The 22,492-nt window shown below is 51.3% G+C and carries 21 protein-coding genes, 2 pseudogenes and 1 riboswitch; of the genes and pseudogenes, 8 read left to right on the top strand and 15 right to left on the bottom strand.

Translation table 11 applies throughout. The features are described 5' to 3' along the window. Positions 1 to 8 precede the first annotated feature (8 nt). Both thiD and thiM read right to left on the bottom strand, forming a co-directional pair. Positions 9 to 809, bottom strand: a complete 801-nt coding sequence (gene thiD / locus GFC06_RS12620; RefSeq protein ID WP_049281969.1) for a bifunctional hydroxymethylpyrimidine kinase/phosphomethylpyrimidine kinase — start codon at positions 807 to 809, stop codon at positions 9 to 11. Beyond that, positions 806 to 1,594 (bottom strand): hydroxyethylthiazole kinase, encoded by a 789-nt coding sequence (gene thiM / locus GFC06_RS12615; RefSeq protein ID WP_153690213.1) that lies wholly within the window; start codon positions 1,592 to 1,594, stop codon positions 806 to 808. The genes thiD and thiM overlap by 4 nt, the downstream gene beginning before the upstream one ends. Positions 1,595 to 1,625: 31 nt before the next feature. Next, positions 1,626 to 1,722, bottom strand: a riboswitch (TPP riboswitch). A gap of 152 nt (positions 1,723 to 1,874) precedes the next feature. Between thiM and GFC06_RS12610 the strand changes: the two genes are divergently transcribed. Then, the gene (locus GFC06_RS12610; RefSeq protein WP_153690212.1) at positions 1,875 to 2,027 is read left to right on the top strand and encodes a hypothetical protein; all 153 of its coding nucleotides are present in this window, start codon (positions 1,875 to 1,877) and stop codon (positions 2,025 to 2,027) included. A 540-nt stretch (positions 2,028 to 2,567) separates the two neighbouring features. Further along, entirely contained in the window at positions 2,568 to 3,068 is a 501-nt protein-coding gene (locus GFC06_RS12605) for a YrhA family protein (protein WP_153690211.1), read from the top strand. A gap of 353 nt (positions 3,069 to 3,421) precedes the next feature. Here GFC06_RS12605 and GFC06_RS12600 read toward each other — a convergent pair. Beyond that, positions 3,422 to 3,626: pseudogene (locus GFC06_RS12600) on the bottom strand (IS3 family transposase); the annotation flags it as partial. 140 nt (positions 3,627 to 3,766) lie between these two features. Between GFC06_RS12600 and GFC06_RS12595 the strand changes: the two are divergent. Next, positions 3,767 to 4,099 carry an RcnB family protein gene (locus GFC06_RS12595; protein WP_019077205.1) on the top strand — a complete coding sequence of 111 codons (333 nt, stop codon included), beginning with the start codon at positions 3,767 to 3,769 and terminating at the stop codon, positions 4,097 to 4,099. A gap of 53 nt (positions 4,100 to 4,152) precedes the next feature. Here the strand turns inward: GFC06_RS12595 and GFC06_RS12590 are convergent. The 3 genes and pseudogenes from GFC06_RS12590 to apbC all read right to left on the bottom strand — a co-directional run. Next, positions 4,153 to 4,611, bottom strand: a pseudogene (locus GFC06_RS12590) (fimbrial protein); the annotation flags it as partial. A gap of 54 nt (positions 4,612 to 4,665) precedes the next feature. Further along, a complete protein-coding gene (locus tag GFC06_RS23490) occupies positions 4,666 to 4,863 on the bottom strand; it encodes a DUF2574 family protein (RefSeq protein ID WP_407643783.1) in 198 nt (65 codons plus the stop codon). 227 nt (positions 4,864 to 5,090) lie between these two features. Continuing rightward, the gene (apbC, locus tag GFC06_RS12580; protein WP_016153686.1) at positions 5,091 to 6,200 is read right to left on the bottom strand and encodes an iron-sulfur cluster carrier protein ApbC; all 1,110 of its coding nucleotides are present in this window, start codon (positions 6,198 to 6,200) and stop codon (positions 5,091 to 5,093) included. A 164-nt stretch (positions 6,201 to 6,364) separates the two neighbouring features. Between apbC and metG the strand changes: the two genes are divergently transcribed. Further along, positions 6,365 to 8,398 (top strand): methionine--tRNA ligase, encoded by a 2,034-nt coding sequence (metG, locus tag GFC06_RS12575; RefSeq protein ID WP_047501004.1) that lies wholly within the window; start codon positions 6,365 to 6,367, stop codon positions 8,396 to 8,398. Positions 8,399 to 8,609: 211 nt separating this feature from the next. Further along, positions 8,610 to 9,068: a YehR family lipoprotein gene (locus tag GFC06_RS12570; protein WP_141875420.1), complete on the top strand. Its 459-nt coding sequence runs from the start codon at positions 8,610 to 8,612 to the stop codon at positions 9,066 to 9,068. A gap of 42 nt (positions 9,069 to 9,110) precedes the next feature. Here GFC06_RS12570 and GFC06_RS12565 read toward each other — a convergent pair whose 3' ends face one another. The 3 genes from GFC06_RS12565 to GFC06_RS12555 are packed head-to-tail and all read right to left on the bottom strand — an operon-like array spanning position 9,111 to position 12,029. Continuing rightward, on the bottom strand, positions 9,111 to 9,581 hold the full coding sequence (locus GFC06_RS12565) for a YehS family protein (RefSeq protein ID WP_016156965.1): 471 nt from the start codon (positions 9,579 to 9,581) through the stop codon (positions 9,111 to 9,113). A gap of 46 nt (positions 9,582 to 9,627) precedes the next feature. After that, positions 9,628 to 10,347 carry a two-component system response regulator BtsR gene (gene btsR, locus GFC06_RS12560; protein WP_016153690.1) on the bottom strand — a complete coding sequence of 240 codons (720 nt, stop codon included), beginning with the start codon at positions 10,345 to 10,347 and terminating at the stop codon, positions 9,628 to 9,630. Next, positions 10,344 to 12,029 carry a sensor histidine kinase gene (locus tag GFC06_RS12555; protein ID WP_016153691.1) on the bottom strand — a complete coding sequence of 562 codons (1,686 nt, stop codon included), beginning with the start codon at positions 12,027 to 12,029 and terminating at the stop codon, positions 10,344 to 10,346. Before GFC06_RS12555 ends, btsR begins: the two co-directional genes overlap by 4 nt. A gap of 225 nt (positions 12,030 to 12,254) precedes the next feature. On the opposite strand from GFC06_RS12555, the gene mlrA reads away from it, so the two are divergent. Both mlrA and GFC06_RS12545 read left to right on the top strand, forming a co-directional pair. Continuing rightward, positions 12,255 to 12,986 (top strand): HTH-type transcriptional regulator MlrA, encoded by a 732-nt coding sequence (gene mlrA / locus GFC06_RS12550; protein ID WP_016153692.1) that lies wholly within the window; start codon positions 12,255 to 12,257, stop codon positions 12,984 to 12,986. 74 nt (positions 12,987 to 13,060) lie between these two features. Continuing rightward, entirely contained in the window at positions 13,061 to 13,168 is a 108-nt protein-coding gene (locus GFC06_RS12545) for a protein YohO (protein WP_003027354.1), read from the top strand. Here GFC06_RS12545 and GFC06_RS12540 read toward each other — a convergent pair. The 5 genes from GFC06_RS12540 to bglX form a co-directional block, all read right to left on the bottom strand. Next, a complete protein-coding gene (locus tag GFC06_RS12540; RefSeq protein WP_049281973.1) occupies positions 13,149 to 13,880 on the bottom strand; it encodes an ABC transporter permease in 732 nt (243 codons plus the stop codon). The genes GFC06_RS12545 and GFC06_RS12540 overlap by 20 nt on opposite strands. Continuing rightward, on the bottom strand, positions 13,864 to 14,811 hold the full coding sequence (locus GFC06_RS12535; RefSeq protein WP_016153694.1) for an ABC transporter ATP-binding protein: 948 nt from the start codon (positions 14,809 to 14,811) through the stop codon (positions 13,864 to 13,866). The genes GFC06_RS12540 and GFC06_RS12535 overlap by 17 nt, the downstream gene beginning before the upstream one ends. Next, positions 14,804 to 15,970: an ABC transporter permease gene (locus GFC06_RS12530; protein WP_016153695.1), complete on the bottom strand. Its 1,167-nt coding sequence runs from the start codon at positions 15,968 to 15,970 to the stop codon at positions 14,804 to 14,806. Before GFC06_RS12530 ends, GFC06_RS12535 begins: the two co-directional genes overlap by 8 nt. Before the next feature lie 15 nt (positions 15,971 to 15,985). Continuing rightward, positions 15,986 to 16,903 (bottom strand): glycine betaine ABC transporter substrate-binding protein OsmF, encoded by a 918-nt coding sequence (gene osmF, locus GFC06_RS12525; protein ID WP_016153696.1) that lies wholly within the window; start codon positions 16,901 to 16,903, stop codon positions 15,986 to 15,988. Positions 16,904 to 17,121: 218 nt separating this feature from the next. Further along, a complete protein-coding gene (gene bglX, locus GFC06_RS12520; RefSeq protein WP_072034073.1) occupies positions 17,122 to 19,419 on the bottom strand; it encodes a beta-glucosidase BglX in 2,298 nt (765 codons plus the stop codon). Positions 19,420 to 19,651: 232 nt separating this feature from the next. On the opposite strand from bglX, the gene dld reads away from it, so the two are divergent. Then, a complete protein-coding gene (gene dld / locus GFC06_RS12515) occupies positions 19,652 to 21,358 on the top strand; it encodes a D-lactate dehydrogenase (RefSeq protein WP_153690210.1) in 1,707 nt (568 codons plus the stop codon). A gap of 103 nt (positions 21,359 to 21,461) precedes the next feature. Here dld and pbpG read toward each other — a convergent pair whose 3' ends face one another. After that, complete coding sequence (pbpG, locus tag GFC06_RS12510; RefSeq protein WP_153690209.1) at positions 21,462 to 22,409, bottom strand: D-alanyl-D-alanine endopeptidase; 948 nt, start codon at positions 22,407 to 22,409, stop codon at positions 21,462 to 21,464. Positions 22,410 to 22,492 lie beyond the last annotated feature (83 nt).

The raw sequence follows: 22,492 nt of genomic DNA, 5'->3' as shown, positions 1-22,492 counted from the left end.
TATACTCATTACCACCACGCGTGGAAATGATGCACCGGACCAATTCCCTCACCGACTTCCAGGGTGTCGGCCTGCGCCAATGCCGCTGAAAGCCACAACTTAGCTTCCTGCACTGTCTGTGCCCAGTTGTCATGGCGCGGACGCAGCGCCGCCAGCGCCGCCGATAGCGTACAGCCAGTACCGTGGGTATTTTTGGTCATCACCCTTGGCGCGGTAAAACGCTGTTCGCCATCACGGGTAAAGAGCCAGTCGGGGCTTTGCGCATTCTCCAGATGACCGCCTTTCATCAACACCGCCTCGCAGCCCAGCGCCCGCAGCGCCCTTCCCTGTTCTAACATCTCCTGCTCAGTCTGCGCATGGGGAGCCCCGAGCAGCGCCGCTGCTTCGGGTAAATTTGGGGTGATAATCGAAACCTGCGGCAGCAAATGGGTACGCAGCGTTTCAACCGCCGAAGGAGACAGCAACGGATCGCCGCTTTTCGCCAGCATCACGGTATCCAGCACGACATTTTGCACCCGATGGCGACGCAAGCGTTCGGCGACCGCTTCAACAATATCCGTTTCCGCCAGCATACCGATTTTAGTGGTGTCGATACGCACATCACTGAACACCGAATCCAGTTGTGCGGCGACAAAGTCAGGTTCAATGCGATACACCGACTGCACCCCGCGCGTATTTTGCGCCACCAACGCCGTGATAACCGAGCAGCCGTAAGCGCCAAGCGCCGAGAACGTTTTTAAATCGGCCTGAATACCTGCGCCACCGCTTGGATCGGTTCCGGCAATGGTTAATGCGTTAATCCGTTTCATAGTTGCTCCTGCGCATTCAGGTTATAGAGGGCGTCGATAAATGCCGGGACAAAACTGCCCGGTCCGGTTGATTGTTGAGTGGCTATTTGTCCAGCCTGTTTCATCCAGCTACAGGCGGAGGCGACGTTATCAAGCCGGTCACCGTGAAGGGCGCAGCTGGCCGCAACGACCGCCGACAGCGCGCATCCGGTGCCCACCACGCGCGTCATCAACGGGTCCCCCCCGTTCACGCAGACGGTACGCTGACCATCGGTGACATAGTCAATTTCGCCGGTAACCACGACAATGGTCCCAACCTGACGAGCCAGTGCCTGCGCTGCGGGAAGCGCAGCGGCTGCCGTATCGGTCGTATCCACGCCGCGTCCCCCGCCGTTCATACCCGCCAGAGCCAGTATTTCCGAAGCGTTGCCGCGGATAGCCGCAGGCTGTAGCGCCAACAAATCCAGACAGAAGCGACGACGAAACTCCAGCGCCCCCACGGCAACGGGATCGAGCGTCCACGGGGTTTTAGCAAGTTGTGCCCGCTCAACTGCGGCGCGCATCGCCGTAGCCCGTTCCCGGGTTAAGGTGCCGACGTTAATCAGTAATGCACTGGCAATAGCCGCGAACTGACTGGCTTCCTCGGGCTCGATTACCATTGCAGGTGATGCGCCCAGCGCCAGCAGCGTATTGGCCGTAAAGCTTTGCACGACCTCGTTGGTCATGCAGTGTGTGAGAGGGGAAAGCGTTCTAAATTGGTGTAAGGTGTGAGCCGCGAGTGTGCGGCTGTGCAGGTCAGGCTGCATGGTTCAGCTCCTGCCCGCGCGAAGAAGGGACACGAGCAGTGTCAGACTTCCCTACGCTGGCATTATCCAGATCAGGTGGTACGGGTATTTCTCAGCCTTCACCAGGAAGGGCACCCCGAGTCATTTAGTTACATAAATTCCAATAATATTAACAGCGTAGAGGAAGTAGCTTGCTAAAGCAAGCCCCTGACCGGCGTCCTGTAAACATCCCGCATAATCGTGCCATTCACATCTAGAGATATCTTCCAGCATACTCAATCTGCCAACGAAGGAGATCGCTATGCGTAAAGCCCGTTTTACTGTGCATCAGATCATCACCGTGGTTATGTCGGTTGAAGGAGCCGTAGGTTCTTTCACATTAGAAATCATTCAAGTAAATTTTACTCACAACTATAGTTTCTGTTCAAAGGACAGAAGAAAAGAAGGGTTTTAATCAGTGAATAAAATAATTAACCTGAATCATTTCCAAGTTTGCATTTCACCCATGAAACCAATGAATATCATTTGAAGCATTCACAATCTAAATAATTGACCACGCATCGGCCGATGATAATATAAACTTTTTACTTCATGAAGGTTTTACATGAGAGAATTTAGGCTTATCCGGGCATGGGATGCCGGAAGGGAGCTAGCCCCTGAGGATTTTCAGCATATATTGATCCCTTTCAGAGCTTTCGATGAATCACGAATCTATTACGAATTAGACGCAGAAGAGTATCACTATACAAAAGTACCCTCTATTTATGATATACCAGAAAGGAAACGGAACATTGTTTATTATACTCATCCATATAAGAGGAAGCATCGAGCTATGGCTGATGAGGTATATGACAATACACAACGCAACATAGATGAAGGCTGGTTCATTGGGATTAATAAATCTCGTAATTAGAATTATTACTGGAATCATTTTTATTTTTGGGCTGTGCCAACTGGTTCAATTTATCTGCTAAATTAATTATTAGGAATTTAAATGAGTAATAATATTAGTGAAATCCTGAATGATTTGAAAAGCAAAATGACCAACTGGAATTATCCAATAGAAGAGCCTATCACAGACCAATACATTTTGAGTATAAATAAGCGAAAATCAACTTCTATCTTAAGTCCAACACTTGATAAGCTAGGTGATGAAGTTTACTTATTATTAGTAAATCAACCTGATTATGTTACATTTTTAGAAACAATGGATGGATTTGAATTTGATGGCTTAATCTTATTTAGCCTATCCATACCAGAGCCATTAGTAAGAAACTTGTTTATTATGAATGATTTTTATAGGGATAATGATGATTACATCAATCCTGATTTAAGTGAGCGATTATTGATTGGCAATGATAGTATCTCTATATTTACTTACGATAGTAAAACAAACCTTTTTGAAATTAGAGATAATGTAGGCACCGAAAATGTCTTTGGATCATTCCCTAACTTTACAGATTTCTTATCAGAAATATTAGATACAGTAGCTTAAATTATGGAGGGGCTATAACGCCCCTTTTTTCTTATTAATTTTTAGCTAAGGAGTCATTTTGTTAATTACAAAAAATGATCTAGATGAATTCGGTGAGTTAGCAAACCAATTCATTAGCAGTAGCGATCGTGCTTCATTAACTGCACTTCACTAAAAACGATTTATAATTCCCCCATCCTTTATATGAAATACATTATCTAATTAGTGTGAAATATCTGTTTCATCACTAGAAAATATTCTGCTCCGAATTATTTTAAATATCTTTAACTTTTCTGAATCTAAACTTTATGACTTTAATTATCCAACCGTTTACCGCTGCGATAAAATTAAAATCGTATAGTTAAATTTATATATATGTCCGTTACCCAACGTTCATCCGGTGCTTCCGGATTGAACTGCCGCTGGAGCCTGTTGGCGTCACGATACTGGCCTCCCCTTTACGCGCTCGTAGGCTTCGGTCCCCGACCTGAGCCTTTTCCCGGGACACTTCATCAGCCGCCAGACCCGATTAATCGCACACTGTTGTTCGCTATCTTGCAGTTCGTGATGGATCTTGCGCTCGAGATTGTCGTAATTCTGTACATTCATTTACACTTTTTACGAAATGACTGGCGTGAACACAAAAAAGTTCTTGTCAGATGCCCTATAAGCCAGGAATGATACACGACTGATGTTGATGACCCGAACAGGTAAAGAGGATGGGTATGAAGAATAAAATGTTGCTGGGTGCACTCCTGCTTGCAAGCAGCGTCGTCTGGGCCGCGCCGGCCGCAACAGCTGCTCCCACCGGAATTGATAAGTATGAGTTGAGCGGTTTCATCGCCGACTTTACCCATTTTAAACCTGGTGACACGGTCCCACCGCTGTACCGTACTGACGAATATGCGATTAAGCAATGGAACCAACGCAACCTGCCAGCCCCTACCGCCGGTACCCACTGGACCTACATGGGTGGTGCGTACGTGCTGATCAACGATGCTGACGGTAAGATCATTAAAGCCTACGACGGCGAGATTTTTTATCATCGTTAATAGAAAAAACACGTACTTTCAGCAAGAAAGTACGTGAAATACCCGCAAATCAATTAGTCATAAGATACTGCAAATATCACTTTACTTTGTACTTCACCAGGCAGTAATGATTCCCCTGTCACGCGAACATATTTCGCAGTGATAGGGAAAGTGTACTGATTACTGATTGCTTCCAGTTTGGTCATTCTGTTCATCAGATTATCCCCCTGTTTTAGGGGAGAAGTCGCGGTGCCATTATATATCTGGAACCCCACCCCTTTGGCGCCATTTGCTATCGTGTTTTTTAGTATTTTCCCGCTTTCATCCCAGTCACCGCGCACCACTTTAAAAGTGACGGGATTGGTGGTAACGTTATATATACTTTCGCAATTCAATACCAGATTTGTGGAACCCGATTTGGTATTATTAACCGTGAGCATCTCATTTAATGTTGTATCTGGCATTTTAATTTCGTATCGGGGTAATGAAAACTGACACGTGATGGGTTTATGCGTTACTGTAAAGCTTAAATTCTACTTACTGAAAAATCATTGCTGGTCCAGATGTCATATCTAGATTAATTGTCGTTAACCCATCATTTTTATCTGAAATATACACCCGGCATCAGCGCTACAGGTGGGTTCAGTTACCCAACCATTGATATTCAAGGTGGCAGTATCTGTGGCGAAAGCAGAAGCGCTCATTCCATAAGCCAAAGTAATAACTCCCAAGAATAATTTTTTTTCATTACGTTCATTATTCCTGTATCGGTTGGGAAACAGCACACAAGCCGTCTTTCCAGTAGATTATGGATTAACTGCCTCGCTAAGACTAATTGAGATTGTAGATTAATTCGACCAATTTGATCAATTTAAATGATGAATTGAGGGCGTTTATTCAGAAAAAGAGATGAATTATACAGTCCGGATAAATAATTGAGTGAGATTTTTCATCCAATATATTCACTGAATCAATTCATTATTGATTCAGTGAATATTTTTAACGCTATTAATTACACCGCGCGGAAGGCAATTTCACCCGGAATCACTTCCCCTTGCCAGTAGAGCTGGGCAGCGACACGTCCTGCCAGGTCGCGGTAAATGGCGGTAAATTCACTGTCAGGACGGCTGATGACCGTCGGCGTACCACGATCCAGGTCTTCACGCAGAGAAATATGCAGCGGCATCTGTCCCAGCAGTTGGGTGTGATACTGCTCAGCCAGTTTCTGCGCGCCACCGGTGCCGAAGATTGGCTCGTGATGACCGCAGTTGCTGCAAATATGCATACTCATATTCTCAACAATACCCAGCACTGGCACTTCGACTTTTTCGAACATCACGATGCCTTTTTTCGCATCGATCAGCGCGATGTCCTGCGGAGTGGTCACCACAACAGCACCCGTGACCGGAATGTTTTGCGCCAGCGTCAACTGGATATCACCCGTACCCGGCGGCATATCCAGTACCAGGTAATCAAGATCCGGCCATAAGGTTTCTTGCAGCATCTGCAGCAGGGCTTTGCTGGCCATCGGGCCACGCCACACCATCGCATTATCGTCAGTAACCAGATAACCAATAGAGTTTGTCGCCAGGCCGTGAGACATGATCGGCGCCATATGGGTACCGTCTGGAGAGGTTGGACGCTGGTTTTCCGCACCGAGCATCGTCGGGATTGACGGGCCATAAATATCGGCGTCCAGTATCCCTACCTTCGCCCCTTCGGCAGCCAGCGCCAGCGCCAGGTTCACGGCAGTAGAGGATTTACCCACGCCACCTTTACCCGAACTGACGGCGATGATGTTTTTTACACCATTAATGCCCGGCTGGTTTTTCACGCGTTTCAGCGTCGCAATGTTATGCGACAGTTTCCAGTCGATCGCTTTCGCACCAGTAATACGCAGCAGATCGGCGCTACATTGCTCTTTTAAGTCCTCAAACGCGCTCTGCCAGACAAACGGCATGACCAGCTCAACGTGCAACGTGTCATCCATCCAGGCGACGTGATGCAACGCTTTAAGCGTCGTCAGATTATGCTTCAGGGTTGAATGCTGAAAATTCGCCAGCGTCCCGGCAACCATCGCGCGCAGGGTCTCTGGTGATTTGGCCTGGGATTGTGCGTTCATCCCGACTCCTTTTTGTTGTTCTGAAAATACAATAGTCACCAGGTAGTTTACTCCAACCGCAACAATTATTCATTTACGGATAAATGCCCTTATCGCTTGGCGCAGTAATTACCATTTTGGTACTATCAAAGCCCTTTTCACTACAAAAGAAGTAATTGCCCACTATGACTCAAGTCGCGAAGAAAATTCTGGTAACGTGCGCGCTGCCGTACGCCAACGGCTCTATCCACCTCGGCCATATGCTGGAGCACATCCAGGCTGATGTCTGGGTCCGTTACCAGCGAATGCGCGGCCACCAGGTTAACTTCATCTGCGCGGACGACGCACACGGTACGCCAATCATGCTGAAAGCACAGCAGCTTGGGATCACGCCAGAGCAGATGATCGGTGAAATGAGTCAGGAGCATCAGACTGATTTTGCGGGTTTTGACATCAGCTATGACAACTACCACTCTACGCACAGCGAAGAGAACCGTGAGCTGTCTGAGCTGATTTATACGCGCCTGAAGGAGAACGGTTTTATTAAGAACCGTACTATCTCCCAGCTTTACGATCCGGAAAAAGGCATGTTCCTGCCGGACCGTTTCGTTAAAGGCACTTGCCCGAAATGTAAATCTCCGGATCAGTATGGCGATAACTGTGAAGTTTGCGGCGCAACCTACAGCCCGACCGAACTTATCGAGCCGAAATCCGTCGTTTCTGGCGCGACGCCGGTAATGCGCGACTCCGAACACTTCTTCTTTGACCTGCCGTCATTCAGCGAGATGCTGCAGGCCTGGACACGCAGCGGCGCGTTGCAGGAGCAGGTCGCCAACAAAATGCAGGAATGGTTCGAATCCGGCCTGCAGCAGTGGGATATTTCCCGCGATGCCCCATACTTCGGTTTTGAAATCCCGGATGCGCCAGGCAAGTACTTCTATGTCTGGCTGGATGCACCAATTGGCTATATGGGTTCGTTCAAAAACCTGTGCGATAAGCGCGGCGACACGACCAGTTTTGATGAGTATTGGAAGAAAGATTCCGACGCCGAGCTGTATCACTTCATCGGTAAAGACATCGTCTACTTCCATAGCCTGTTCTGGCCGGCGATGCTGGAAGGCAGCAACTTCCGTAAGCCGACCAACCTGTTCGTACACGGTTATGTGACAGTAAACGGTGCGAAGATGTCCAAATCTCGCGGTACCTTCATTAAGGCCAGCACCTGGCTGAAGCACTTTGACGCCGACAGCCTGCGTTACTACTACACAGCGAAGCTTTCTTCACGCATTGATGATATCGACCTGAACCTGGAAGACTTCGTTCAGCGTGTAAACGCCGATATCGTCAACAAAGTAGTCAACCTGGCATCACGTAACGCAGGCTTTATCAGCAAGCGTTTTGACGGCGTACTGGCTGCTGAACTGGCCGACCCGGCGTTGTATAAAACCTTCACTGACGCTGCTGCGGTGATTGGCGAAGCATGGGAAAGCCGTGAATTTGGTAAAGCTATCCGTGAAATCATGGCGCTGGCCGATGTGGCAAACCGCTACGTTGACGAACAGGCTCCGTGGGTCGTTGCTAAACAGGAAGGCCGCGATGCCGACCTGCAGGCGATCTGCTCCATGGGTATCAACCTGTTCCGCGTCCTGATGACTTACCTGAAACCGGTTCTGCCAACGCTTGCTGAACGTGTAGAAGCTTTCCTGAACAGCGAGCTGAGCTGGGATGCCATTAAGCAACCGCTGCTCGGTCACAAGGTCAACACCTTTAAGGCGCTCTACAATCGCATCGACATGAAACAGGTTGAAGCGCTGGTGGAAGCGTCGAAAGAAGAAGTGAAGGCCGCTGCCGCACCAGTAACCGGCCCGCTGGCGGATGACCCGATTCAGGAAACCATTACCTTTGACGATTTCGCCAAAGTTGACCTGCGTGTGGCATTGATTGAAAACGCCGAGTTTGTGGAAGGTTCTGACAAACTGCTGCGTCTGACGCTGGATCTCGGTGGCGAGAAGCGTAACGTCTTCTCTGGTATTCGTTCTGCCTATCCGGATCCGCAGACCCTGATTGGACGTCAGACCATTATGGTTGCTAACCTGGCACCTCGTAAGATGCGCTTCGGCATTTCTGAAGGGATGGTCATGGCGGCAGGTCCTGGCGGGAAAGATATCTTCCTGTTAAGCCCGGACGAAGGCGCAAAACCTGGCCAACAGGTGAAATAAATCAGACATCTCGAGCGCTGCAACTGCAGCGCTTTTTTTTTGCTGAGGGATTTACCTTTAATCTTAAACACACTCCCCCACTCCATTTTCGGACTGCTTAGCCATCGCTATTAGATTTATTCTATACTGCTCTGCTATTAAGGCCGCCCGGCCCCATCATATTCATTAGAATTATTATTTAGCATTCGATATTCATAAAATGGAGTTTTACATGACAGCGTTACAAAAATTAGTTTCTCTCGCCGCGGCATCGGTTGTGGTTTTTTCCCTGGCGGGTTGTGGTGAAAAAGAAGAGACGAAAACATTCAATGCCAATCTTAACGGTTCGGATATCACCGTCTCTTACACCTATAAAGGTGACAAAGTTCTGAAACAAAGCTCCGAAAGTAAAATCAGCTATGCGTCTGTCGGCGCCAGCAATAAAGAGGAAGCCGCAAAAGTATTCGACGCGTTAAGCGCTAAATATCAAAATATTGCAGGCGTAGAAGAAAAGCTCACCTATACAGATACCTACGCGCAGGAAAATGTCACTATCGATATGGAAAAAGTCGATATAAAAGCGTTACAGGCAATTTCCGGGATGAAGCTTTCTGAGAAAGCCGATAAAAATATCAGCATGAAGCAAATGCAAACGGTAATGGAATCGGCAGGTTTTAAAGAGGTGAAATAACATCCTGGCGACCCGAAATTCATCGCGGTCGCCAGCGTCGTTTTACGCTTTCGTTTTGTGCACTCGCGACGTCAAACCCCGCAGGAAATAACGCAGAAACTGATCGCCGCATTCGCGATAGTTCTTATGGTCCGGCGCGCGCATCATGGCGGTAATTTCCGGCATCGACACACGAAACTTCTGCTCGGTCATAATGGCCAGAATGTCATCGGTTTTCAGCGAAAAGGCGATACGCAGCTTTTTCAGCACCGTATTGTTGTTAACACGACGCTCAAGCGCCAGTTCCGGCGCAGACTCGTCTTTACCACGCAGATGATAAATCAGACCGTTTAAAAATCCGGAGAGAATGATATCCGGGCAACGAATAAACCCGGCTTCATCTTCTTTTGTCATCCAGGTATCAAAACCTGCGGAGGTGGATTCCATGTCAGCAAGCGCAAGAATACGCACCATGTCGTTATTGTTCGCTTTCAGGGTGTAGCGCAGGCTACGAAGAATATCGTTACTTAGCATAGAGCCTTCAACTGTCGGTGATGCAATGGCGCGCAGTGTATCAGTTTTACAGTCCAATCGCCTCTTTTAGACTTTTAAGATAACGGCGACTTACCGGAACTGTCAGCCCGTTGCGTAAAATCAGTTCGGCCTGACCGTTTTCTTCCAGACGGATCTCCCGCAATTGCGCCATATTCACCAGATACTGCCGATGGCAGCGCAGTAAAGGTGTACGGCTTTCCAGCGTTCTGAGCGTCAGTTCGGTGAAACCTTCTTTACCATCGCTGCTGGTCACATACACGCCGCTCATGCGGCTGCTGATAAACGCCACGTCATCCATTTGCAGCAGATAGATTCGGCTGTGGCCGCTGCACGGAATAAACTTCAGCGCCTGCTGATTCTCCGGCAGTAGCGATACATCCTGTTTTGTGCGCTCCTGACGCAAACGGCTCAGCGTTTTTTCCAGTCGCGCCTCTTCAATCGGTTTGAGAAGATAATCAAACGCGTGTTCTTCAAAAGCTTTCACCGCATATTCATCAAACGCAGTAAGGAAAACAATATACGGACGATGCTCAGGATCAAGCATGCCAACCATTTCCAGACCGCTGATACGCGGCATCTGAATATCAAGGAACAGGACATCCGGACGCAGTTTATGTACCGCGCCGATGGCTTCCACCGCATTCGAACATTCGCCGACGATCTCGATGTCGCTTTGCGCCTGCAACAGGATCCGCAGATTCTCCCGCGCTAACGGTTCGTCATCGACAATCAGCACTTTGATCATGCCAGTTCCTCCAGAGGAAGTCGTAAAGTGATTCGGGTAAAGCGGTCAGGTTCACACGCTACGCTGATGCCAAAATCGTCGCCAAACCGCTCGCGCAGTCGTTTATCAACCAGATTCATACCCAATCCGCTGGCCTCAGACGTTGGCTGATACAACCCGGCGTTATCTTCAATATCCAGCATCAGATACTGCCCTTCGCGGCGGGCGGTAATCGACACTTCGCCGGTATCCAGTAGCTGAGAGGTACCGTGCTTAATGGCATTCTCCACAATAGGTTGTAGGGTAAAGGCAGGTAATTGCTGATACGAAAGCGCATCTGGCACCGTTAAAGTCACCTGCAGGCGCGACTGAAATCGCGCCTTTTCAATTTGCAGATAGGCATTAACGTGCTCAATTTCATCAGCCAGCGTCACAATCTCCGACGGACGTTTTAAGTTTTTGCGAAAGAACGTCGACAGATACTGCACCAGTTGGCTGGCCTGCTCGCTATCACGTCGGATCACGGCTTTGATGGTGTTGAGCGCATTAAACAAAAAATGGGGGTTCACCTGTGCATGCAGGAGTTTGATTTCCGACTGCGTGAGCATCGCTTTTTGCCGCTCATACTGCCCGGCCAGAATCTGCGCCGAAAGCAACTGGGCGATCCCTTCCCCCAGCGTGCGGTTGATCGAGCTAAAGAGGCGGTTTTTGGCTTCATACAGTTTGATGGTTCCCATCACCCGCTGGTTTTCCCCCCGCAAAGGGATCACCAGCGTCGAGCCTAATTTGCATTGCGGGTGCAAAGAGCAGCGGTAAGGGACTTCATTCCCATCGGCATACACCACCTCTCCGGTTTCTATCGCCCGTTGGGTGTACGACGACGAAATAGGTTTTCCGGGTAGATGGTGATCGTCACCAATGCCGGTAAATGCCAGCAGCTTCTCGCGGTCGGTAATTGCCACAGCACCGATATCCAGCTCTTCATACAGCACCTGAGCGACCTTCATGCTGTTAACCTCGTTAAACCCCTGGCGCAAAATACCCTCCGTTGAGGCGGCAACTTTGAGCGCAGTGGCGGAAAAAGCAGAGGTATATTTTTCAAACATCGCCCGTTTATCGAGCAAAATACGCATAAATAAGGCTGCGCCCACGGTATTCGTCACCATCATCGGCGCGGCGATATTACTGACCAGCCGAAACGCATCGTCAAACGGCCGGGCGATTAACAAGATGATCAGCATCTGCACCAGTTCGGCGACAAAAGTAATGGCACCCGCGGTCAGTGGGCTAAAGACTTTATCGGTACGGCCACGACGGGTGAGCACGCTGTGCACCAGCCCGCCGAGCAAACCTTCGACAATGGTCGAAATCATGCAACTGAGCGCCGTCATTCCGCCCATTGAATAACGATGTAAGCCACCGGTTAGACCGACCAAACCGCCGACCACCGGGCCGCCAAGCAGCCCACCCATCACCGCGCCGATAGCTCGGGTATTAGCAATAGAATCATCAATGTGCAGCCCGAAATAGGTGCCCAAAATGCAGAAAATGGAAAAGGTAACGTAGCAAAGCAGCTTGTGCGGGAGCCGGATCGTGACCTGCATCAGCGGGATAAACAAACGCGTTTTGCTCATGAGCCACGCGATAACGAGAAACACACACATCTGCTGAAGCAGCAGCAACACCAGATTAAACTCGTACATACCTGCCAACCACACATCACTTAAAAGCGCGTAACATACATGGGCTGCGCGTAACTTTCTTTGAAGTGTTGCAAAAAAAAAGGAATTTGTGAGAACGATCACTCGAAAGCGCGAGCATGACTACAAACTCACCCATTTGTTGATCAAAAAACAGACAAAACTACCTGGTTCGCAAAAGAGCGTCTAAAGTAAAACTGGGACCTCGCGAGCATAAGTGAGACGACGATGGCGCTTTACACAATAGGTGAAGTGGCTTTGCTTTGTGATATCAACCCTGTCACTTTACGCGCGTGGCAGAGGCGTTACGGATTACTGAAACCGCAGCGAACAGACGGCGGGCATCGCCTGTTCAACGACGCGGATATTGACCGGATCCGTGAGATAAAACGCTGGATAAATAACGGCGTTCAGGTCAGTAAGGTAAAAATGTTGCTCAGCAATGAGAACATTGATGTGCATAACGGCTGGCGCGAACAGCAAGAGACGCTGTTGAGCTATTTGCAAAGTAATAATCTGCATAGCCTCAGGATGTGGATCAAAGAGCGCGGTCAGGATTATCCCGCACAAACGCTCAACACCCATTTGTTCATTCCGTTACGCCGCCGCCTGCAATGTCAGCAGCCGATCCTGCAGGCGTTACTGGGGATCCTCGACGGTGTCCTCATCAACTACATCGCGATTTGTCTGGCCTCGGCGCGCAAGAAACAGGGGAAAGATGCCCTGGTTGTCGGCTGGAACATTCATGATACCACCCGCTTATGGCTGGAGGGTTGGGTAGCCAGCCAGCAGGGATGGCGCGTTGACGTCCTCGCCCACTCGCTAAACCAATTGCGACCGGAACTGTTTGAAGGCCGAACCTTACTGGTCTGGTGCGGCGAAAGCCAAACGCCTGCTCAGCAGCAACAACTGAACGAATGGCGCGCGTTAGGTCACGATATTTATCCGCTCGGTATTTAAAGCCAACCAGGATCGGCTCTTAATATTCTGTTAACAAACGTGTACAATCCTTAGATTCACATAAGGAGTGCATAATGAGCGCAGCTAAAATCGGTGTCATTACCCTCTTCCTGCTGATGGCCATCGGCGGTATCGGCGGCGTCATGCTGGCAGGCTACACATTCATTTTACGTGCCGGGTAAGGTGGCTCGCTAATCGCTCAAACCCGCGGTCAACTATCACCGCAGCCAGCGCGACCAGCAGCGCCCCCTGAATCACATAGGCGGTATTGAACCCGCTCAGGCCGATGATAATCGGCGTGCCCAGCGTGTTCGCCCCGACAGTTGAGGCTATCGTAGCGGTGCCAATATTAATAATCACCGACGTGCGAATTCCCGCCAGAATAACCGGTGCCGCCAGCGGCAACTCCACTTTCCGCAGCCGCTGGCCCTGACTCATGCCCATTCCGCTGGCGATATCCATCACGCTGGGAGAAATTCCGCCGAGTCCCGCCAGAGTTGCCTGCAAGATTGGTAACACGCCATACAAAATCAGCGCGATAATCGCGGGTTCAAGCCCAAACCCCATCACCGGTACGGCGATCGCCAGCACGGCGACCGGAGGAAATGTCTGCCCCACGGCGGCAATCGTTTCCACCATCGGCCTGAATTCCGCGCCCCAGGGCCGGGTTACCGCTATTCCCGCTCCGGTGCCAATGATGACGGCAATAAGGCTTGAAATCCCCACCAACGCAAAATGGCTCAACGCCAACGCCGTAAAACTTTCCTGCTGATATACGGGACGCGGCAGCGTCGGAAATAGCGAACTAAACAGGGCCTGACTGTGAGGCAACCCCATCAACAGGATCAGAAACAGCGCAACAAGCCATAGCAATGGATCAGCAAGACGTTTCACGGGTCGGCGTCTCCGAAAGCAAATCGCGAAAATGAAGCGTCCCGCAGGGCAACCCCTGAGGCGTCACGACCGGCAAGACATCGCAGCCACGCGCCACGAACACCGACAATGCATCACGTAGCGTCATCTCATCCACCAGCGGCTCGCCGTCTGAGTGTTCGCCGCGACGGATAAAATCCCCTACCGTACGCAGCGACAACAGCCTTACGCCCAGTTCACTGCGGCCAAAAAAAGTTTGCACGAAATCATTCGCTGGCGCAGTGAGCATCGACAGCGGCGTGCCTTGCTTCACAACTTTTCCCGCATCCATCAAAATCAGATGCTCCGCCAGTCTCAGCGCCTCGTCGATATCATGCGTCACCAGCACAATGGTACGTCCCAATAAACGATGGATACGCGTCATCTCCTGCTGCAGCGCGCCGCGGGTGACCGGGTCCAGCGCGCCAAAAGGCTCATCCATCAGTAGCACCTGTGGATCTGCGGCCAACGCACGCGCAACTCCAACCCGCTGCTGTTGTCCGCCGGAAAGCTGATGCGGATAACGGTGACGTAAACTCGCCTCGAGGCCCAGCAGCGCCATTAGTTCATCTGTTCGGTCATCAATACGTGAACGTGACCACTTTTGCAGCTGCGGTACGGTGGCAATATTCTGCGCGACGGTCCAGTGGGGAAACAAACCAATAGACTGAATCGCGTACCCCATGCGCCGTCGTAACTCCAGCACCGGCAGGCTGCGGATCTCCTCCCCGGCGAAACGGATCTGCCCGCTGTCATGTTCAACCAGCCGGTTGATCATCTTTAGCGTGGTAGACTTGCCCGAACCTGACGTGCCAATTAATACCGAAAAGCTGCCCTCTCCTAACTGCAGGTTAAGGTCGTCGACAGCTTTTTGTTGGCCATAGGTTTTACTGACATGGCGAAATTCAATCATTATTCGATACCTTTAGCAGCGCGATCCCTAAATCAAACAGCGCATCAATCAACACAGCCAGCACAACGACCGGGATCACGCCCAACAGCACTAAATCAACGGCGCTACTGAGCAATCCCTGAAAGACCAGCGCGCCAAATCCCCCTGCACCAATCAGCGCGGCTATCACCGCCATCCCCACCGTCTGGACCATCACCACTCGCAAACTGCGCAAGAAGACCGGCAGCGCCAGTGGAAACTGCACCGAGATAAACCGCTGACGCGCGCTCATCCCCATCGCCCGGGCGCTTTCAAGTACATCGCGTGGAACCTGATTCAATCCAGCCACTACGCCGCGAACCAGCGGTAAAAGCGCATACAGCACCAACGCAATAAGCGCAGGCGTCAGACCGGTTCCCGCTACGCCAAGCGAACCCAGCAAGGGAAAGTGCTTCACCAGTCCGGCAAGCGGCGCAATTAACAGGCCAAACAGCGCGACGGAGGGAATAGTCTGGATGATGTTCAGTACCGCGAATACTGGCCCCTGACGGGAGACAGAAAAAGTACACCAGACGCCCAGCGGCACGCCAATGAGCAGCGCGGGCACCACGGTAGCGAACAGAATCGTCAGATGCTGCGCCAGCGCGTCGTTAAAGACATCCTGGCGATTGGCATATTCTTTAAGCAGAGAAAGATCGTTAAACGTACCGGAGAGCAGTAACACCAGCGGCAAAATGAATATTTGTGCGTGCAATAACCAACGCCACGACGCCCGTTCGGTGATGCGACGAATGGCGTCACTGGCTGCCAGCAGCATCAGTCCCAGCCCTAACCAGAACCCGCTGCCCAGGCTGGTTCTGGCCAGCGGGCTACCCGTCTGAGCCAGATACGTTGCCGTTGTGCCGGCGATGACCAGCGCCGCAATCACCAACAGTTGGCTAACGATAAGCGTCAATATATTGCCGGATTTTCCCGGTACAAAGCACAGAAGAAACAGCAGCACACAGGCCGCCGCTAATCCCCATGCCATGTCGGGTTGGATATCCCAGAGTTGACGCCCTTCACCGGAAACCAGGCGATTGGGAGCATAGCTGATGAAAGGAAGCGCTGCCGCCGCGATGGTAAGAAACACCAGCAGCAACAGCACCCGATTTACTGAAATATTCGACAAAACACCCACCTGCTGCAAACTCCGTTACTTCACCCATCCTTTTTGCTTCAGGTAGTCTGCTGCGACTTTTTTCGCATCCAGCCCCTCCACGGCGATACTGGCATTCAGCCGTTGCAGCGTTTTTTCATCCAGGCTGGCAAATACCGGTTGTAGCCATTCTGCCATTTGCGGGTAGTCCTGCAGCACCGATTCACGCACAACGGGCGCTGGCGCATAAATGGGCTGTACGCCTTGCGGATCGCTTAATGTTTGCAGACCAAGCGCCGCAACCGGACCGTCGGTACCGTAGGCCATCGCCGCATTGACCCCAGAGGTCTGCTGCGCCGCCGCTTTAATCGTCACCGCGGTATCCCCCCCCGCCAGCGACAACAGCTGATTCTGATTCAGTTTGAAATCATAGGCTTTTTCAAAGGCAGGCAGCGCGTCAGCCCGTTCAATAAATTCCGCAGAGGCGGCAAGTTTGAACGTCCCCCCGTCTTTCAGGTAACGGCCTAAATCGGCAAGAGACTCAAGCTTATTCTTTTGCGCGACATCCTGGCGAACCGCAATGGTCCAGGTGTTGTTGGCGGGCGCAGGCGTTAGCCAGATCAGCTTATTTTGCTCTGCGTCCAGCTTTTTCACTTTGTCATAACCGGCCTGCGCATTTTTCCATGCAGGATCATTCTCATCTTTAAAAAAGAATGCGCCATTGCCGGTATATTCCGGATAAATATCCAGTTCACCGGAGGTGATTGCCCCACGCACCACCGGAGTGGTACCCAGCTGTACTTTATTAACGGTTTTCACGCCGTGACTTTCGAGCACCTGCAAAATAATGTTGCCGAGCAGCGCCCCTTCGGTATCTATTTTTGAACCGACCGTGACGGGTGACGCGGCCTGTAAGGGCAAGCTGATCGCGGCTAACAACGCCAGCGAACCCACCCAAACTTTTGAAATTATCATGCTGCACTCCTCATTCTTTTACGGCCCTTTTCAGAGACTTGAGGAAAAAGCATAGTCGAAAAATCAAGCCTTAACCTGGCAATTGGGTAGTAACACTGAGAGTTACTCGCGGTAAGGCGATAATACAATAAAAAAAATCCGGCAAACCCAAAGTGAGTTTACCGGATGGTACGATTTCGCAGGCCTGATAAGCGTCACGCTATCAGGCATGATATCAATTACAGCAGTTCAAATTCGCCCTGCTTCACTCTGGCAGAATCCACGCCGATAAAGACGTTGAACTTGCCCGGTTCGGCATCGTATTGCATACGCTGGTTCCAGAATTTCAGCGCTTCAACATCAATTGGGAAGCTAACGGTTTGGGTTTCACCCGGCTTAAGATTCACCTTCTCAAAACCTTTCAGCTGTTTTACCGGACGACTCATTGAAGCGGTAACATCCTGCAAATACATCTGAATCACCGTCGCACCTTCGCGTTTGCCGGTGTTGGTCACCTGCACGCTGGCCGTCACGGTCCCGTCACGCTTCATCGTCGGAGAAGAGAGTTTCACATCAGAAACCGTGAATGTGGTGTAGCTCAGGCCATAGCCAAAGGGATACAACGGACCGTTCGCTTCGTCAAAGTAGCGCGACGTGTACTTATTCGGCTTATCGGCATTATACGGGCGACCGGTATTGAGATGGCTGTAATAGACCGGGATCTGTCCGACAGAGCGCGGGAAAGACATCGGCAACTTGCCTGACGGGTTGTAATCGCCAAACAGCACATCGGCGATGGCGTTACCGCCTTCCGTTCCGGCAAACCAGGTTTCGAGGATCGCATCGGCCTGTTGATCTTCCTTAACCAGCGCCAGCGGACGACCGTTCATCAGTACCAGAACCAGCGGTTTACCCGTGGCTTTCAGCGCGGTAATCAGGTCACGCTGACTCTGCGGAATGGTGATATCGGTGCGGCTGGAGGCTTCATGCGCCATTCCCTGCGCTTCACCAACTACCGCGACGACTACGTCAGACTGCTTCGCGGCGTTAACGGCTTCATCAATCATCGCCTGCGGCGAACGCGGGTCAACCTTCACCGCCTCTTCATACTGGTTGAGGAAGTCGACAATGCCTTTGTCGTTGGTGATGTTCGCCCCTTTGGCGTATACCACTTTGCCCTGCTCGCCGATGGCATTTTTAATCCCCGTCAGCACCGTTACCGACTGCTCGGCAACCCCGGCAGCAGACCAACTGCCCATCACATCACGCTTGCTGTCGGCCAGCGGACCGACAACCGCTACGGTGGCGGATTTTTTCAGCGGCAATGTTTCCAGACGGTTTTTCAGCAGCACCAGGCTTTCACGCGCCACTTCACGCGCCTCTTTGCGGTGCAAACGGCTTTCCGCGTTGGTGTCCTGCGGGTCAGATTCTTTAGCCCCCAGATGGCTGTACGGATCGTTAAACAGCCCCATATCATATTTCACGTTCAGCACATGACGCGCAGCGTCATCCAGCTCCGCCATCGTCACCTTACCTGACTTAATCAACCCCGGCAGGTATTTACTGTAATACTCATCGCTCATGCTCATGTTGATGCCGGACTTGATCGCCACACGCACCGCATCTTCAGGATCGGCGGCGGTACCGTGCTTAATCAGTTCCTTAATCGCGCCGTGATCGGAAACGGTAATGCCCTTAAAGCCCCACTCATCGCGCAGCACGTCTTTTAACAGCCATGCATCCGAAGTCGCCGGCGTGCCGTTCAGCGAATTAAGCCCCACCATCACCGCACCGCTACCGGCGTCCAGTCCGGCTTTGTACGGTGGCATATAGTCGTTGAACAAACGCTGCGGGCTCATATCGACAGTGTTGTATTCCTTGCCGCCTTCAACCGCGCCATAGGCGGCATAGTGCTTGACGCTGGTCATCACCGAATAGCGATCGGCCGGGCTTTTACCCTGCATCGCTTCCACCATGGTTTTGCCCATCGTGGCGGTCAAATACGTATCTTCGCCAAACCCTTCCGAGGCGCGGCCCCAGCGCGGATCGCGCGAGACATCGACCATCGGCGCCCAGGTCATATTCAGACCATCATCGGCGGCTTCATACGCAGACACTCGACCAACGGTTCTGACCGCATCAAGATTAAAGGAGGACGCCAGACCGAGGCTTATCGGGAATACGGTACGCTGACCGTGCAATACATCGTAGGCAAAAAAGAGAGGGATTTTCAGGCGGCTGAGATCCATCACCTGATCCTGCATTTTGCGGATATCCTGGCGCGTGACGGTGTTAAAAATTGCCCCAACCTGCCCGTCTTTGATCATCTCGCGGATGGCTTCTTTCGGGTTATCAGGCCCGACGCTTATCAAACGCAGTTGCCCAATCTTCTCATCTACGGTCATCTGCTTGAGTAAATCGGTAACGAAGGCATCCCGCGCCTCTGGCGTCAGTGGATGGTTACCAAACAGAGTGTCCGCCAACGCTGGTTGCAATGCCAGACTCACCGCGACACCTACAGAACATAGCCATTTCATGTTGATTCTCTCTTTATTTTTTCCCGACGAGGCAGCGAAAATATAACAAAAACCGCAGTTTGCCGTAAGACTAAACGGGAGCGATAAAGAAAGCTAAGGTTATTCTCCTAATTTTCGAAACCAGCGCGAATCAGTAAAAGACGAACCAGAGACAATATGAATGAGAAAGCGTATTGTCATACAAAGCGCTATGCTTGTTCCTGATATTGAGTCCCACCACAAGGAGTGGAGAATGTCTTCCATTACAACAGATAATAAAGCTTTCCTGAATGAACTGACCCGTCTGGTGGGTCATTCACACCTGCTGACAGAACCTGCTAAAACCGCCCGCTATCGCAAGGGATTCCGCTCCGGCCAGGGCGATGCGCTTGCCGTCGTGTTCCCCGGGTCGCTTTTAGAACTATGGCGCGTTTTGAGCGCCTGCGTCGCCGCGGATAAAATTATCCTGATGCAGGCCGCTAACACCGGCCTGACCGAAGGGTCTACGCCGAGTGGTAATGATTACGACCGCGAGATTGTCATTATCAGCACCCTGCGTCTTGATAAGCTGCACGTCATCGGCAAAGGTGAACAGGTGCTGGCCTATCCAGGAACCACGCTCTATTCGCTGGAAAAAGCGCTCAAACCGTTTGGCCGTGAACCGCATTCGGTAATCGGATCTTCCTGTATCGGCGCTTCGGTTATCGGTGGCATTTGCAACAACTCCGGCGGCTCGCTGGTACAGCGCGGCCCGGCATACACGGAGATGTCGCTGTTTGCGCGTATTGACGAACAGGGAAAATTACAGCTGGTTAACCATCTGGGTATCGAGCTGGGCCAGACCCCGGAGCAGATCCTGAGCAAACTGGATGACGAGCGTATTAGAGATGACGATGTTCGCCACGACGGGCGTCACGCGCACGATCACGACTACGTTACCCGTGTCAGAGATATCGACGCAGACACGCCCGCACGCTATAACGCTGACCCGGATCGCTTGTTTGAATCGTCCGGTTGTGCAGGCAAGCTCGCAGTCTTTGCCGTGCGTCTGGACACCTTCGAAGCCGAAAAAAACCAGCAGGTCTTTTACATCGGCACCAACCAGCCAGAGGTGCTGACGGAGATCCGCCGTCATATTCTGGCAAAATTCGAGCATCTGCCGGTCGCCGGTGAATATATGCACCGCGATATTTACGACATCGCTGAGCAATACGGCAAAGATACGTTTCTGATGATCGACAAGCTCGGCACCGACAAAATGCCGTTCTTCTTCACCCTGAAAGGTCGCACCGATGCGATGCTGGAAAAAGTGAAAATTTTCCGTCCTCACTTCACCGACCGGGCAATGCAGAAATTTGGTCATTTGTTCCCCAGCCACTTACCGGCGCGCATGAAAAGCTGGCGCGATAAGTACGAGCATCACCTGCTGTTAAAAATGGCCGGTGGCGGCGTGGCTGAAGCCCAAAACTGGCTAAGCGAGTATTTCAAAACCGCTGAAGGCGACTTCTTTGCCTGTACGGCGGAAGAAGGCAGCAAGGCGTTCTTGCACCGCTTCGCGGCGGCTGGTGCGGCTATTCGTTATCAGGCCGTACATGCGGATGAGGTGGAAGATATTCTGGCGCTGGATATCGCGCTGCGTCGTAACGACACCGAATGGTACGAGCATCTGCCTCCAGAGATCGACAGTCAACTGGTGCACAAACTCTATTACGGTCACTTTATGTGTTACGTTTTCCATCAGGATTACATCGTGAAAAAAGGCGTGGATGCGCATGCGCTCAAAGAGCAGATGCTGGAACTCCTTCGTGAGCGTGGGGCGCAGTATCCGGCAGAGCATAACGTCGGGCATCTGTATCAGGCACCGGAAACCTTGACCCGTTTTTACCGTGAGAATGACCCCACCAACAGTATGAATCCGGGTATTGGGAAAACGAGTAAGCAGAAGTTCTGGAAAGAATAGTAAACCTGAAAAAGATAAGCGCTACCGGGCATGTTGCCGGGGCGCTTCGCTTGCCCGGCCTACTGCTACATTCGCTATGCGTAGGCCGGATAAGACATCTTATTTAATCGTTCTGTGCGGTTTGCTCGCCCTTCGCCGAACCAGCCGCTGCCATCTGCGCAGCTTTTTGCTTTTTATAGCTCAGCGCCGCCGCCGGAACCGGCATCACCTTGCCCGTTTCAATCCAGGTACGTAAACGGCTGGCATCGGCAAAGTGAGTATATTTGCCAAAGGCATCCATCACCACCAGCGCCACCGGCTTGTTGTTAATCACCGTGCGCATCACCAGACAGTGGCCTGCCGCATTGGTAAAACCGGTTTTCGTTAACTGAATATTCCAGTTATCGCGGTATACCAGATGGTTGGTGTTACGAAACGGCAGCGTATACGCAGGGTTGGCAAACGTCGCCATATCTTCACGCGTGGTACTTAACTGGCCGATCAGCGGATACTGTTTGCTGGCGATCAGCAGCTTGGTTAAGTCACGGGCGGTCGAGACGTTATGAATCGACAAACCAGTGGGTTCCACAAAGCGTGTCTGAGACATGCCGAGCGCTTTCGCTTTGGCATTCATGGCTTTGATAAACGCGTTGTATCCGCCCGGGTAATGATGCGCCAGGCTCGCCGCCGCGCGGTTTTCTGATGACATCAGCGCCAGTAGTAACATGTCTTTACGGCTGATTTCACTGTTCAGTCGTACGCGAGAGTAAATGCCTTTCATCTCCGGCGTCTGGCTAATATCGACTTTCAGCTTTTCATTCAGCGGCAGTCGTGCATCAAGCACCACCATCGCCGTCATTAATTTGGTAATCGACGCAATCGGGCGCACAAGGTCCGGGTGGTTCGAATAGATAACTTTGTTGGTATTCAGATCAACGATCATCGCGCTACCGGACGCTATCTCAGGTTGAGAAGCCGCTGCGGTAGTTGCCGTTTTCGCCACGGCTTGGGGTGCAAAAGGAACGGCCAGCACCAGGGCAAGGCTTAATAATGAAACTCGGAATTTCAGCATGATGAGATTTCTGATAATGGTTCACGCACGTCACAACGCACACCGCCAGAGATTAAGTATTATCTCAAGCTAGCTCAGGCATC

It is taken from the genome of Citrobacter braakii, assembly GCF_009648935.1.
Classification (GTDB): domain Bacteria; phylum Pseudomonadota; class Gammaproteobacteria; order Enterobacterales; family Enterobacteriaceae; genus Citrobacter; species Citrobacter braakii.
Note: the sequence above shows the minus strand (reverse complement) of the source record. Positions and strands in the feature narration are given on the sequence as shown.

Bases quoted from the DNA above. Each gene is read 5' to 3' on its own strand.
- thiD (WP_049281969.1), bottom strand. From the start codon at position 809: ATGAAACGGATTAACGCATTAACCATTGCCGGAACCGATCCAAGCGGT.
- thiM (WP_153690213.1), bottom strand. From the start codon at position 1,594: ATGCAGCCTGACCTGCACAGCCGCACACTCGCGGCTCACACCTTACAC.
- GFC06_RS12610 (WP_153690212.1), top strand. From the start codon at position 1,875: ATGCGTAAAGCCCGTTTTACTGTGCATCAGATCATCACCGTGGTTATG.
- GFC06_RS12605 (WP_153690211.1), top strand. From the start codon at position 2,568: ATGAGTAATAATATTAGTGAAATCCTGAATGATTTGAAAAGCAAAATG.
- GFC06_RS12595 (WP_019077205.1), top strand. From the start codon at position 3,767: ATGGGTATGAAGAATAAAATGTTGCTGGGTGCACTCCTGCTTGCAAGC.
- apbC (WP_016153686.1), bottom strand. From the start codon at position 6,200: ATGAACGCACAATCCCAGGCCAAATCACCAGAGACCCTGCGCGCGATG.
- metG (WP_047501004.1), top strand. From the start codon at position 6,365: ATGACTCAAGTCGCGAAGAAAATTCTGGTAACGTGCGCGCTGCCGTAC.
- GFC06_RS12570 (WP_141875420.1), top strand. From the start codon at position 8,610: ATGACAGCGTTACAAAAATTAGTTTCTCTCGCCGCGGCATCGGTTGTG.
- GFC06_RS12565 (WP_016156965.1), bottom strand. From the start codon at position 9,581: ATGCTAAGTAACGATATTCTTCGTAGCCTGCGCTACACCCTGAAAGCG.
- btsR (WP_016153690.1), bottom strand. From the start codon at position 10,347: ATGATCAAAGTGCTGATTGTCGATGACGAACCGTTAGCGCGGGAGAAT.
- GFC06_RS12555 (WP_016153691.1), bottom strand. From the start codon at position 12,029: ATGTACGAGTTTAATCTGGTGTTGCTGCTGCTTCAGCAGATGTGTGTG.
- mlrA (WP_016153692.1), top strand. From the start codon at position 12,255: ATGGCGCTTTACACAATAGGTGAAGTGGCTTTGCTTTGTGATATCAAC.
- GFC06_RS12545 (WP_003027354.1), top strand. From the start codon at position 13,061: ATGAGCGCAGCTAAAATCGGTGTCATTACCCTCTTCCTGCTGATGGCC.
- GFC06_RS12535 (WP_016153694.1), bottom strand. From the start codon at position 14,811: ATGATTGAATTTCGCCATGTCAGTAAAACCTATGGCCAACAAAAAGCT.
- osmF (WP_016153696.1), bottom strand. From the start codon at position 16,903: ATGATAATTTCAAAAGTTTGGGTGGGTTCGCTGGCGTTGTTAGCCGCG.
- bglX (WP_072034073.1), bottom strand. From the start codon at position 19,419: ATGAAATGGCTATGTTCTGTAGGTGTCGCGGTGAGTCTGGCATTGCAA.
- dld (WP_153690210.1), top strand. From the start codon at position 19,652: ATGTCTTCCATTACAACAGATAATAAAGCTTTCCTGAATGAACTGACC.
- pbpG (WP_153690209.1), bottom strand. From the start codon at position 22,409: ATGCTGAAATTCCGAGTTTCATTATTAAGCCTTGCCCTGGTGCTGGCC.